The organism is Burkholderia sp. AU33803, assembly GCF_002223095.1.
Taxonomy (GTDB): Bacteria; Pseudomonadota; Gammaproteobacteria; order Burkholderiales; family Burkholderiaceae; genus Burkholderia.
The window spans coordinates 186752-199903 of sequence record NZ_NKFJ01000005.1; the positions used below are offsets into that span (position 1 = coordinate 186752).

A 13152-nucleotide genomic window follows, 5' to 3' on the forward strand; every position below is an offset into this window, starting at 1 on the left:
GACAGGACTTGCACTCAGGGATGAACATTCGTTTCGAATCGCCGCGCCGGGCCACGCGGGCGCGCGTCGTGCTGGCCGTGATCGCCACGGCCGCACTGCTGTCCGGCTGCAACTCGCTGTACAGCGAAGGCGCGACTGCCGGCGCCGGTATCGCGGGCGCCGCGATCGCTTCCAAGGTCACCAACAACGCCGCCGTTGCGACGGGCATCGGCCTCGGCGCCGTCGCCGGGGCGCGGGCGGGCGTCCAGTACTCGCAGCGGGTCGCACACCGTTACACCCAGGAACAGATCGCGAAGGCGGCGGGCCCGCTCGACGTGGGCGGCGTTGCGCCGTGGTCGACGCACCACTCGTTCCCGATCGAGGACGACGAGCAGGGTCGCGTGACGGTCAGCCGGATGATCAGCATCGGCCCGCTCGACTGCAAGGAAATCGTGTTCGCGGTCGATACGCCCGCGAAACCCGACAAAGCCGCGCAATCGGCCTTCTACGTCGCCACGATCTGCCGCGACGGCCCCGTGTGGAAATGGGCATCGGCCGAGCCGGCGACCGAACGCTGGGGCGCACTGCAATGAGCGTCGCGCTCCGTATCGCGGCCATCGGCGCGATGTGCGCGGCAACGGCCACGCTGTCGGGCTGCGGGTCGGTCGGCGCGGCGAGCGGCGCCCTCGCCGGCGCGGCGACGGGCCTCGTCACCGCGAACCCGGCGGTCGGCGTCGGCGTCGGGATTGCCGTGCAGGCCGCGACCGACGAAGCCGTCAACCGCACGATGAAGCAGCTCCATCAGAACCAGCAGGACGCGATTGCGAAGACGGCCGGCAGCCTGGCCGTCGGCGAAGTAAAGCCGTGGAAGGTGAAGAACACGCTGCCGCTGGAAAACGGCGAAGGCGAGGTGCGCGTCGCGCGCGCTTATTCGACGCCGCTCGCGCTGTGCAAGGAATTCGCGTTCTCGGTGAAGGACGGCGACAAGGCCGACTGGTATTTCGCGAATGCCTGCCAGCAAGGCACGCACTGGAAGTGGGCGTCGGCGGAACCGGCGGTCGATCGGTGGGGGAATCTGCAGTAGCGATGCGATAGGCCGCGCATCATGCGCGGTGCCGTTGCCGATGCCGTTCCGCTCGGCCGCAACCGGCAGTCGTTAGATGGACGCGCCAAGCAGCATCGCGCTGCCCTTGATCCGCGCGGACAACGCACCCATCTTCCGGATTGCTGGCCAGGTGCCCTCACCTGTCGGCCAATCAAGTCAGCCGCCAAGCATCCGACTTGCCAATCCGGGCACTTCGATCATCGGCACGTTCGTCCGCCGGACGATCAGATCGATGCGCCTGTCCGCCGATTGAACGCGGCCCGCATGACATCCGGGCCGATCATTTCCATTCGACTCAGCTCGGCAAGGACCGCCGCAAGTATGCCGTCGACCTCGGGATCCACCGCTCTCATCTGCTTCAGCAACGCAGGCTGGAAGGCTTCATCTTCATTGATTCCCGACTCCCCCGTCTGACGTCGCGCACGATACAGCACGCCAACCCAGTAGCGAATGCGCTCGATTGCGCTCCATCCCGCATAGGTGTTCGGGAACCTCGCTTTTTCGATCGCTTGCCGAACGATTGTCTCGGGATCGCCCAGAAACCGCATGAAGAACATCTGTTCGCCGACGGCAAGCTTCGACGAAGTCACGGGATCGTACGCGGTATAGGTTTCGTAACGAACGTCGGTAGCGGCCTCGAGCCGATTGCCCACTTGCACCCGGATTCCATCCCGCAGAACGATCCGCCGCTCGATCGGAAATCGTGCTTCGCGCTCGCTGCGTGACAGCAGACGCCCCGATTGCGGCGAAAACTCGACTTCATGTTGACGACCGATTTTCGCGTCGACGTACCAAACGACGATCGTTTGCGACTCGGCATTCTCGAGCGCCTTCAAGAAAATTGCCTCGGGAATCAACACCGTCAACGATGAAGGCAGCACGGAGTACGGCAACTTGTCACGCTTCAACATCACGACGGCCCCCAAGCAATTTGCCCGGATAGTTCCGGGCCGGATACCGCCAACTTCGCACCCCGCGGCAGCCGTTACGCACGCGCGCGAAGCTGCGCCACCCTGTCCTTGATCTTCGCGGACAACGCATCGTCCGGGTTGTAGGTCAGGCACCGCTCCAGATCGGCAATCGCAGCCTTGATATCGCCCAGCGTCTCGTAAACGCGGGCGCGGTTGAAATAGACGAAAGGCTGATCGGGATTGAGCTTCAGCGCCTTGTCGAAATAATCCAGCGACTTCTGGTAGCCGCCGCCTTCGAGGAAAATCGTCGCGAGCGTGCAATACGCCGACGCGTCCGTGTACCCCAGTTCGATGGCCCGATTCAGGTCGTTCAACGCAAGATCCGTCTTCTTGATCATCGCGAAGGTCGTGCCGCGGTCCGCATACGTCGCCGCGTCTTCCGGCGCGATTTTCAGGATGTCGCCGTACAGCCCGAGCGCGTCCTCGATGCGCCCCTGCGACACGAAACCACGCGCCCGCATGCGAATCGGTGAAAAATCAGGATTCTTGTCGGTCATTCCATTCAGCTCCAAAAACTTCGTTCTTCCATTATCCGCTTCGCCGTCCGGAAACCGCCCCGGTTCAGGGAGCCGATTTCTCGATGAGCCCTTTCAGGTAGCTCTCAAACACACTGAACCGGACAATCGACGCATTTCGCCTGGTTGGATGCGGACCCGCCGCAGCTTTCACGGCTTCCGGCAGATCGTCCCTCAACCACAACTCGGGCATCTGCAACCGCGCGTACGATTCACCGTCAATTTCCTCCAGGACCATGTGGCCGCGCCATGGATATTCGTTGAACACGCCGGACACCTGATGGACGAAGAGCAGCGCCCGCTCCCCGATCTGGAGCGAAACGTTCCCCCACGTCGCAGGTCCACTGTAAAACTCGAACTCCGTCCCGAGGTGATCCGGCGTGATGCCCTTTCCGCAGGAATAGATCTGCTCTATTTTTGCCCGGAGTACGTGCGGACTCGGTGAATCGACGACGGACACGAACACCAGGTCGTGCATTCTGACAGCGGCGGAATAAAGGCTCTCTGACACATTCATAAGATTCAATTTCCCGGCGTCCAGGGCGTGCCCACTTTCTCGAGCTCCGGCATGTAGTTCTGCAATTTCCCTGTTCCTTCAGGAATGGGAATGCCGAGGCGTCCTGGAAACGTTGCACAGTTATAGTTGTTTTCGGGCCATTCGCCAGACTTGGGCGGCCATTGATACCGGATGTCATCCATCGGTCCACGTGCAAGCAGTTCCTCATGTGCCGCCAGTATCGATTCGTACTGCTCTTGCGTGACCGGTATCTTTTGCTCGTACACTGTCTGTAGAGCGCCGCCGCCACCACGGGCAGGCAGCGGCTCTTTCGCGACCGCGATGAATGCGTCTTGATCCGCGGTAAGCATCCCGGGGTAACTGCCCGATCCCTTCAGGTTGCCAAACACTTCCGCTGCGCTCGCGTCTCCCGTTGCGGGACCAAAGCCCCATATCGTCTTGCCACCGTCCAGCGAATACCCGACGTGGCCAGTGTACTGATACGGATGCATGCCGGCTTCGACGTCGGACACCCGTCCGCCGCCACGAAACCCGAACAGCGAAATCGTCGGCTGCTCCGTCGCGCCCGCGGCACCTTCGACGGCCTCCAGCGCCGACAACTCGCCAGCCACCGAGCCCGCCCCCCTCGCCCCGCTGACGAGCCCGGCCCCCTTCCCCGCGCCGAATCCACCCAGCAAGCTTCCTCCAAGCATCGACCACTTCTGCCCGTCGGAACCCTCGCCGAAGATCTTTCCGCCCAGCCACCCGCCGACTTCGCCGCCGAGAAAACCGCCGGCGGCGCCGAGCAACGCCAGCGCCGGCCCCGCAAGGACAGCCGCGGCGGCAATGCCCACCGCAGCCATCGTCCAGTTGACCCACGCCGGAATCTCGGGATTGTACTCACCGACCGCCGGGCCGCCGATGAACACGTTCGGCGATCCGTCGTTGATCAGCGCGCCGCACATCATCCGGTCTTCCTTGCGGCTCGCCGGCTGGCTGTTGATGAAGACCGTCGACGAACCCTGCGCGACCACCTGCGGCGGACCCGCGTGGTCGCTGCACAGGCCCAGGCTCAGGATGGCCCGCATCGCCGCGCGACTGTTGATGAAGACGTTGGGCGAGCCTTTTATCAGACTTCCCGTGACGTGTCGCGGCGCCCACGACATCGTGCCCAGCACTTCGCCAAGGCCGCCGCCCGCGGCAGCACCCGCGGCGACTGCAGCGACCACCGTCAACGCGGCACCGCCTGTGGCGACCACCGCCACCGCGCCGATCACCGCACCCGCGATCAACCCGGCGATCATCCATCCCTTGGATGCCGTATGCGCAATCGGATCGCCGAGTCGCGCAGCAGCAAGCAATGTATCCACGCGCGCTCCCCGTTAGCCCGCGTTCGCAACCGCGGTCAGATAAGCACGCACGGCCTCGATGCTCTGCATGCCGGTCATGCCCTTCACCGCCGTCACCCCGGCAAGCCGGTCGCCCAGCGACGCGTGCTCGCGCGAATCCGTCGTCCAGAGCGCGAACTGACGGCCATCCAGTGCTCGCCACGCCTGCTGTCCAGCCGGAGCAGGCTGCAACGCGAGCGGCTCGCCGGCCGAGCCGAAGAACGCGGTGTCGTCGAACATTTCCGTGACGTCGTGCCGGAACAGTTCGGCCATGCCGGTGAGCGCGTACAACGTCGCGCTCGGCTCGTGCAGCACGAAGACGATGCCCGCCTCGTCCTGGCCGAGCGCGGTCGGCACAAAAGCCGCACGGTCGGGCCGGGCCAGCACGACACTCGCGAGCAGGCTCTTGTACTCCTTGCTCTTGTCCTCCGTGAACGACTTCGGACAGGTGCCGATGAAACTGATCGCCACGCGCTCGCGCCCGGCCTTCGGCGACATCACCACCGTCTGGCGCTGATGCAGCGGCGTGCCTTCCGACACCCACTGATAATCGACTTCGCGCGCGGTTTCGCCATCGATTTCCCGGTTTTCCAGATGCTTCAATTCGAAACGCGGAAGCGACTTTCGCATCTCCGATACGAGCCGCGTCACGAACGTATCGACCGTGTCGTCCGGCTCCATCGGCGCACGCGAAACCACGAACGTGAATCCGCTGCTCCCTGCTTCATCGACCGTGAACAGGTGAATCGTCTTGTCTTTGAAGTGCGCCGGCAACTGAATGACGGCGTCGTTCATCTGATATTCGGACATGCTCTTCTCGGTTCGGCCTGCCCGTCGGGGCAGGCGCCGGATTGAAACTGTTCGCCGGCTGCACTGGCGCAGCCGGCGCATCCGTCATGCGGCTGACGTTACTGCACGCCCGCCGTGACCAGACGCTTGTGAATGGCTTCGATGCGACTCAGCTGCGGCGAGCCTTTCGGCGTCTGCTGCAGTTCGTCGCCGAGGACTTTCGAATAGGCGAGGCCATTGTCGTTCTTCACCGACGGATCGGCACCGTGCTCGAGCAGATAATCGACGACGTCCCACTGCCGCAGGCGCGTCGCTTCGTAGAGCGCGGTTTCCTTCATCGAGTCCCGCAGATTGACGTTGGCCTTGTGCTCGACCAGCACGCGCATTTGCGGCAACAGCGTGTCCTTGCAGGTTGCGAACAGCAGCGGCGTATCGCCGTCGTACTTCAGATCCGGGCTCATGCCACCCGCCAGCAACGCTTTCAGCAAGTTGGGCGTGTCTGCCCGCGCAGCCAGATATGCCACGTTCGCGCCGTTCTCGCCGAACGGCTGTTCGGGCTTCGCGCCGTCCCGCACCAGTTCGCTGACGATCTGGAAGTGCACGTTCGTGGCGTCCGTCTTCACCGGAATCGCCTCCTGCACCGCGAACGACAACAGGGTGGCCTTCTTGTTGCCCGGCGCAGCCAGATCGGTACGCGTCGCAAGCGATTTGACCTGCTCGAGATTTCCGTCGCGAATGGCACGCGCCAGCTCGAGTTGCGATCCCGAGAAAAAGTCTTCGGGCGGGTAACGCTTGAAGTCTGCCATTTTTGTTTCCTGTGCTTGAGTCGGCCACCAGAACGGCGACGACAAACCGATTACCGCGACAACCGCGCCCGCGGCGATGACCTTGCTGTATTTCATCAATGTCCCTGAAGTTGGCTCAGCAACGACGCCTGCTGATCGGCAGCGGTCGTTTCCAGTCCGCTCGTCACCTGCCCCATCATGTGACGCTGAACGGTCGTCAAACTGGTACCCGGAATGGTGATCTGCTCACCGACGGCCTTGGGCATCAATTGCGACGTCACGTCACTGATCGGGCCCAGCCTGCCTTCCTGCACCCCGGTCAGGATGTCGCCATCGACCCGGTAGTTCGTGATGGCCGACGCCCGGGGTGCTGCGCCGTACATCGGCAGCGTTTCGGAATTGAGGCCGGCCGCGTTGAACGTCGTCGCGCCCGCGCCGCTGGCCTGGGACGCTGCCGAAGCCAACCCGCCGCCGAGCGAGTGACCGGTGAGATCGAGGCCGCCTGCATTGCCCGAGCCGTAGATCTTCTTGCCGATGGTCACCGCACGATCGTAGTACGGTGAGTTGTCGCCCAATCCCTGATTGAGGTTGTTCGACCAGTCCTCCTTGACCGTGGGCTGCGTTCCCTTGAAGGCCAGGGTGGGCTTCATGCTGTCGCCGAACACCGCAGGGTCGGGCGCATAGACCTGCGCACCGAAGTTGCTGCCGGGAATCTGCAGGTCTTGCGGCCTCAGGCCGAACTTCTTGAGCGCTTCCGGATCGTTCGATACGTTCTTCCATCCGGGCGGCGCCGTACCTGGCGTGTACACGGCCCCCGCGAGTTTGGCCAGTTGCTGCGCCTTGACCGTCGCCTGAAGCTTGCGAGCCGCCGCCTGCACTTTTGGATCGGCCGACGCGAGACCTGCCGCGATGATCGCCTGTTGATTGGCCCACTCGATCGCCATCGCCTGTTCAGGCGTCACGAAAAGCCCTTGATTCAGATGGATCACCGGGCCATCGAGAAAGATGCCGCTCTGATTGATCAGGATGCTCGATGCGCCATGAGACAGTTTGATGCTGTCCGGCTTCAGTGTGACGATGCTCGCGCCCACCCGATGCTCGATCTCGTCCGTTGCCTGATAGCTCTGCTTCCCCGGCCCGGCATCGCCGGCCAGCGCCTGCACGCCGACGCTGTTGGCCGTCGTGAAGCGCGCCTTCGCGATCTTTTCCGACAGGCTGCCTTCCGCAACGTGCTTGCTCTCGTCGCCTTTCAGCACCGACACGCTTCGCGCTCCGGATTCGACCGTATGCGATTCGTTATCCTTGACGATCGTCTTCATGTCCTTCTGCGCATGCAGAAAGACTTCCTGGGCGCCATTCACATCCGAGAACCGCAGTTCGTTGAAGCCCTCGCCCTTGTGCGTCTGGCTGCGCATCCCCATCGTCTGGCCGCCGCTACCGTGATACGGGTTGCCGGATTCGCCGTTGAACACACGGCCTACGACGATGGGGTTGTCCGGGTCGCCCTGGTTGAACGAGACCAGCACCTCCTGGCCGATCCGTGGAATCGCCGAACCGCCCCATCCCTTGCCTGCCCACGGTTGCGATACGCGCACCCACATCGAGTCCGAGCCGTCGAGCTTGCCGCGCCGGTCCCACAGGAAATGCAGCTTGACCCGGCTGCCGTCGGTGTGAATTTCCTCGCCCTTCGGCCCGACCACGATCGCGGACTGCGTACCCTGCATGTGCGGCTTGGGCGTACGCCGCTCCGGCCGGAACGGAATGTCGATCGGCAAGCACGTAAACGTATTGTGGTACGGCAGCTTCGAGGTCTGCTGGGTATAGTCGTTCGCCACCTGATGACGAACGCGAAGAATCACGAAATCCTTGTTGTTGTAGGCGGACGTGCCGTGATTGACCAGCGTAAAGCGCCCGCTCGTCGTCATGCCGTGCGCATGCCCCGCTCCGTTGAAACGATGCGCGAGCGCTTCTTCCGCTTCCATCGCATAGCATGCGTAACGCTGCCCGTCGTTCCCGTGGTCATACAGCGAATGGAACTGGTAACGCTCCGTCGTCTGGATATTCGGGTGCTTCAGATTGACGGTCGGCACCTCGACATGCATCAGTTGCGACGACGGCTGGTTGTAATTGAAATCCCGGTACGTGATCTTGCCGACTCGGAAGCTGAACGCCTCGTCCCAGCGGTTGATGCCGTTCTGCTCGCTTGCTGCGCTGTTGGCTTCGTACGGAATCGTCTTCAGATTCGGAATCGGCTGAAACATCGCGTTGCTGTCGCCGATCACGAGTACATGCTTGTCGTTTTCGTAGCGGAACGTCCAGATCAGCCCTTCCTGCTCCATCAGGCGCGAGCAGAAACTGTAGTACGACTCGTCGTACATCACGATGTATTCGAGCTTTGGACGATCGCCCTGAATGGCGAACTCGAAATCCGGGAAGCCCATCTCACGGAAAATGTCGCCCAGGATGTCCTGCGGCGTCTGATTCTGGAAGATCCGGCAATCGGTCGAGCGCGTCAGGAACCAGAACCACGGAACGACCGACATTTCGTAGCGGGTCACCGAACCCGAGTTTCCGACACGCCCGAACGACGCAACGTAACCGTCGAAATACCGCTTCGTCTCGATATCGGCCGACGACGTCACGACACGCGTCAGACTGAAATTGCGGCTCTGCGGCTCCAGCGTGATCTTGACCCGCTGCCCGACAATTTCCTGGGGCTCGATATTGTTGCGATGCGACAGCAGATCGAGATGCGTTTCGGTGAGCTGATTGACGTGTTCGTCAATGACGGCCGCGCTGACCAGCAGCACGTCCGGACCGAGCGGTGTTTCGATCGTGACGAAGCGATTATCCTGGGTCAAGCGCGGAACCGCACCCGTCAGGCCGTTGATTGCCTCGGCAATCGACTCCGGCGCCTTGCCGATCAACGACAAGCCGGTTTGAGCCAGTTGAACCGCGCTCGCGGCTCCGCCCAGCAGCCCGGCGCCCGGCATGCCGGTCAGCGCCCCCAGTTGCCCCGCCATTCCGGCAAGCGAACCCAGGTTGCTCAAACCGCCGGCCAAGGCCGCGCCGCCCCCTCCCGTCCCATCGGGGTTTCCGTTTGCAGCGAAACTCATCTTAACCTCGTTTTTTTCGTCCGGCGGACCCGCCGCAACCCAGACGCTATCGCACCAACAAGGCGCTCTCAGCCGCCTTGAAGGCGCTAAATATATCAAACCGCGGAGAATTTCATAACACTTGCCAGCATTTAATATTCCGGAATGACGACAGGCCCGATCGGCCATTCAATCGAACCCCAATATTCATTGCCTGCCGTCGCAGCGTAATCGCGCACCTGTCGCGGCATCGCTTGTGATCAGGCAACGACGAACGACCGGAGTGCGGCGTACACCGGACAACGAGCGACGGGGGCGGCGGGAATTCGATGCGTGACGGAGTGGATGACGCAGCCAGAGGCGAGCAAAGCGCTGCGGTCGAGGATCAAACCGGGCGCGGCATCCTTGACGAACGCCATTTTCCGCGCCCCGGCGATGGCGCGGCCCGACGCTCAGATGGAGCATCGCCCGGCGCTCATTGCGATCGCCGGGGGGCAGGCCGCACGGCCCTTGGCGGGGCGCGGCCGGATCAAGGCGCGGCGGACATCAGGGCCGTGTCGGCCGGATGCGCCCCGACTGCGTCAGGACTCGACGTCCTCGAGACTGAAGATCTCGGTCTGGTCGTTGTACGAGAAGATCTCGCCATAACGGCCCCAGTCGATTACCGCGTCGAGCGTCTCCTCGGCGGCGCCGTCCGACAGGAAATCCTCCAGCTCCTGCTCGAAGCGCACGCGCGGCGCACGATGGCCCGGGCGCTCGTTCAGCACCTTCTTGATCCGCGCCGCGAGCGGCACGTGCTTCAGCAGGTGATCCGCGAACATCAGCTTGCGCTCCTGCGTGCCGAATTCCGCGAACACGCGCCCCGGCGGCGTCAGGAACACGTCGCCTTCGCGCACGTCCGCGAAGCCGAGGTACTGCAGCACTTCGGCGATCGGGAACAGGTCGTCGACTTCCAGATGCAGCGTGCGTGCGATTTCCGGCATGTCCGCGCGGCCGTGGTAAGGCGCCATTGCGAGCGTTTCGATCAGGCCGGCCATCAGGTTGGTCGACACCTGCGGCAGCCAGCTGCCGAGCTCGAGCCCCTTCTTCGTCGCCTCGCCGGTCTGGCGGGCCGTCATCTTCGCGTATATGTCGTCGACGAGCTTGCGGAACGCCGGGTCGAGACGGTTACGTGGATGCTTGAACGGCACTTTGATCTCGGCGATCACGCGGCCCGGGTTCGACGACAGCACGAGGATCCGGTCGCACATGAACACGGCTTCCTCGATGTTGTGCGTGACGATCAGCACCGACTTGATCGGCATGCGGCCTTGCGTCCAGAGATCGAGCAGGTCGGTACGCAGCGTCTCGGCCGTCAGCACGTCGAGCGCGGAGAACGGCTCATCCATCAGCAGGATCGTCGGGTCGACGACGAGCGCGCGCGCAAAGCCCACGCGCTGGCGCATGCCGCCCGACAGCTCGCGCGGGTACGCATTCTCGAAGCCGTCGAGACCGATCAGGTCGATCGCGGCCAGCGCGCGCTCGCGCCGCTCGCGGGCGCCGACGCCGAGCGCCTCGAGGCCGGCTTCCACGTTCTGCAGCACGGTGAGCCACGGGAACAGCGCGAAGGTCTGGAACACCATCGCGACACCTTCGGCCGGGCCGCGCAGCGGCTGGCCGAGATAGGTCACCTCGCCGCCGGTCGGCTCGATCAGCCCGGCGATGATGCGCAGCAGCGTCGACTTGCCCGAGCCGGAACGGCCGAGCAGCCCGACGATCTCGCCTTCGCGCAGGGACAGGTTCGCATCGTCGAGCACGAGCAGTTCGCCCTGCGTCTTGTTGAAGCCGCGACAGACGTGATCGACACGCAGGATTTCCTCACCGAGGCGCGGCGGCTGGTTCGTCTGGACGGGGGCGTTTACAGCATTCGGATTGTGCATCGCGTTTCGCTCTCAATCGGTCTCAGTCGAGCCGCAGCTTCGCTTCGGCGAAGGCATACAGCGGGCGCCACAACAGGCGGTTGAACAGGGTAACGAACAGGGACATCACGGCGATGCCCAGGATGATCTTCGGAAAATCGCCGGCGGCGGTGGTCTGCGCGATATAGGCACCGAGGCCGTGCGCCTCGATCTTGGTATTGCCCCACTGGACGGCTTCCGACACGATGCTCGCGTTCCACGCGCCCCCGGATGCGGTGATCGCGCCGGTCACGTAGTACGGGAAGATGCCGGGCAGGATCGCCTGCCGCCACCACTGCCAGCCACGGATGCGGAAGTTCGTCGCCGCTTCGCGATAGTCGTTCGGGTAGGACGTTGCGCCGGCGATCACGTTGAACAGGATATACCACTGGGTGCCGAGCACGATCAGCGGTGACAGCCAGATATCGGCGTTCAGGTGGAAGCGCGCGATCACGATCACGAACACCGGGAACAACAGGTTGGCCGGGAACGCGGCGAGGAACTGCGCGAGCGGCTGCAGCTTCTCGGCCAGCTTCGGGCGCAGCCCGATCCACACACCGATCGGCACCCAGATCACTGACGCGATGGAGATCAGCACGACCACGCGCAGCAGCGTGATGAGCGCCAGCACCAGCACGTGGCCGACCTCGGCCATCGTCACGCCGGTCGACACGAAGCTGATGACACGCCACACGATATAGGCCGTGCCGAGCAGCACGAGGGTCGCCCACGCGATGTCGACCGTGCGTGACGCCTTCTTCTCGACTTTCGGCAGCGAGAAGCGCATCGCCCCCGACAGCGGCAGCCGCAGCGGAATCCGCGCGGCCTTCGCGAAGAACCAGCCGGCCGGCACGAGCAGTTGATGAATCAGGCGCGTGCGGCGCACGAGGTCGAGCAGCCACGATTGCGGCGCGTCGCCCGACGCGGTGTTTTCCATCCGGAACTTGTCGGCCCACGCGATCAGCGGGCGGAACAGCAGTTGGTCGTACGCGACGATCACGACCGTCATCGTGAGGATCACCCAGCCGATCGCACCGAGGTTCTTGTCCGAGATCGCCTGCGCGAGATACGCGCCGACGCCCGGCAACGTAATCGTCTGGTTGCCGACGGTGATGGCCTCCGACGCGACGACGAAGAACCAGCCGCCCGACATCGACATCATCATGTTCCAGATCAGGCCCGGCATCGAGAACGGCACTTCGAGCTTCCAGAAGCGCTGCCACGACGTCAGGTGGAAACCCCGCGACACTTCGTCCAGGTCGCGCGGCACCGTACGCAGCGACTGGTAGAAGCTGAACGTCATGTTCCACGCCTGGCTCGTGAAGATCGCGAAGATCGCCGCGAGCTCGGCGCCGAGCACGCGGCTCGGGAACAGCGCGAGGAAGAACGTGACGGTAAACGAGATGAAGCCGAGCACCGGCACCGACTGCAGGATGTCGAGGATCGGGATCAGCACCATGCCGGCACGCCGGCTTTTCGCGGCGAACGTGCCGTAGATCAGCGTAAACGCAAGCGACGCGACCATCGCGGCAAGCATCCGCAGCGTGGTGCGCAACGCATATTCGGGCAGGTTCGACGGGTCGAGCGAGATCTTCTGCGTCTGCAGGGTGCCGATCGGCGCCATCGTTTCGTGGAAACCGACGACCGCCATCGCGATCAGGCAGATGATCAGCGGAAACGCGATGAAATCCCACCGGTTCGGCAGGACGCGCCACGCGGACGCGTTGGCGGTCCGGTTCGGATTGAAGAATCCGACGTCCATCAGGCGCCCTCCCCGGTAAGGCCGAACGAAGCCGGCAGTCGATGTTGATTCATGGCAAAGCGCACGGGTGCGGTAATTCGATTGACTGACGATCGCGCGCGAGCGCGGTGCGTGCGTGCGCTGCCGCGCCCCGGACGAGCCGGCCCGCGACGGCACGACACTACACCAACCTGTATTTCAGGTACAACCGTCCGGGAACGGCGCAGGCGGTGCACGGATCGTGCCTGGCGCGCGGGGCGGATGGCGGGTGCGCGGGTCGAGCAGCCCGGCCGCAGTCTTTCGGCCGGCATGCAGGCCCGAATTATGCCGTGATCCGGCCCGCCCGTGAAC

11 protein-coding genes are annotated in these 13152 nt (G+C 63.7%); 2 read left to right on the forward strand and 9 right to left on the reverse strand.

Annotated features, from left to right (window positions below; all coding sequences use genetic code 11):
- The first annotated feature begins 20 nt into the window (after positions 1-20).
- Both CFB41_RS12725 and CFB41_RS12730 read left to right on the forward strand, forming a co-directional pair.
- Positions 21-572, forward strand: coding sequence for a hypothetical protein (locus tag CFB41_RS12725; protein ID WP_089456725.1), 552 nt, complete (start codon positions 21-23; stop codon positions 570-572).
- Positions 569-1063, forward strand: coding sequence for a hypothetical protein (locus CFB41_RS12730; RefSeq protein WP_089456726.1), 495 nt, complete (start codon positions 569-571; stop codon positions 1061-1063). Before CFB41_RS12725 ends, CFB41_RS12730 begins: the two co-directional genes overlap by 4 nt.
- A gap of 245 nt (positions 1064-1308) precedes the next feature.
- Here CFB41_RS12730 and CFB41_RS12735 read toward each other — a convergent pair whose 3' ends face one another.
- From CFB41_RS12735 to CFB41_RS12775, 9 genes are all read right to left on the reverse strand, one after another.
- Entirely contained in the window at positions 1309-1995 is a 687-nt protein-coding gene (locus tag CFB41_RS12735; protein ID WP_089457186.1) for a hypothetical protein, read from the reverse strand.
- Between the two features lie 74 nt (positions 1996-2069).
- Positions 2070-2552: a tetratricopeptide repeat protein gene (locus tag CFB41_RS12740; RefSeq protein ID WP_089456727.1), complete on the reverse strand. Its 483-nt coding sequence runs from the start codon at positions 2550-2552 to the stop codon at positions 2070-2072.
- A 64-nt stretch (positions 2553-2616) separates the two neighbouring features.
- Positions 2617-3048: a hypothetical protein gene (locus CFB41_RS12745; protein WP_089456728.1), complete on the reverse strand. Its 432-nt coding sequence runs from the start codon at positions 3046-3048 to the stop codon at positions 2617-2619.
- Positions 3049-3092: 44 nt separating this feature from the next.
- The gene (locus CFB41_RS12750; RefSeq protein ID WP_218828682.1) at positions 3093-4436 is read right to left on the reverse strand and encodes a PAAR domain-containing protein; all 1344 of its coding nucleotides are present in this window, start codon (positions 4434-4436) and stop codon (positions 3093-3095) included.
- 12 nt (positions 4437-4448) lie between these two features.
- Complete coding sequence (locus CFB41_RS12755) at positions 4449-5345, reverse strand: DcrB-related protein (protein WP_256941007.1); 897 nt, start codon at positions 5343-5345, stop codon at positions 4449-4451.
- A 17-nt stretch (positions 5346-5362) separates the two neighbouring features.
- Positions 5363-6145, reverse strand: a complete 783-nt coding sequence (locus tag CFB41_RS12760) for an ankyrin repeat domain-containing protein (RefSeq protein ID WP_089456731.1) — start codon at positions 6143-6145, stop codon at positions 5363-5365.
- Positions 6145-9144, reverse strand: coding sequence for a type VI secretion system Vgr family protein (gene tssI / locus CFB41_RS12765; RefSeq protein WP_089456732.1), 3000 nt, complete (start codon positions 9142-9144; stop codon positions 6145-6147). The genes CFB41_RS12760 and tssI overlap by 1 nt, the downstream gene beginning before the upstream one ends.
- Positions 9145-9704: 560 nt before the next feature.
- Complete coding sequence (locus tag CFB41_RS12770; protein WP_011352844.1) at positions 9705-11042, reverse strand: AAA-associated domain-containing protein; 1338 nt, start codon at positions 11040-11042, stop codon at positions 9705-9707.
- 22 nt (positions 11043-11064) lie between these two features.
- A complete protein-coding gene (locus CFB41_RS12775) occupies positions 11065-12822 on the reverse strand; it encodes an ABC transporter permease subunit (RefSeq protein WP_089456733.1) in 1758 nt (585 codons plus the stop codon).
- Positions 12823-13152: the final 330 nt, after the last annotated feature.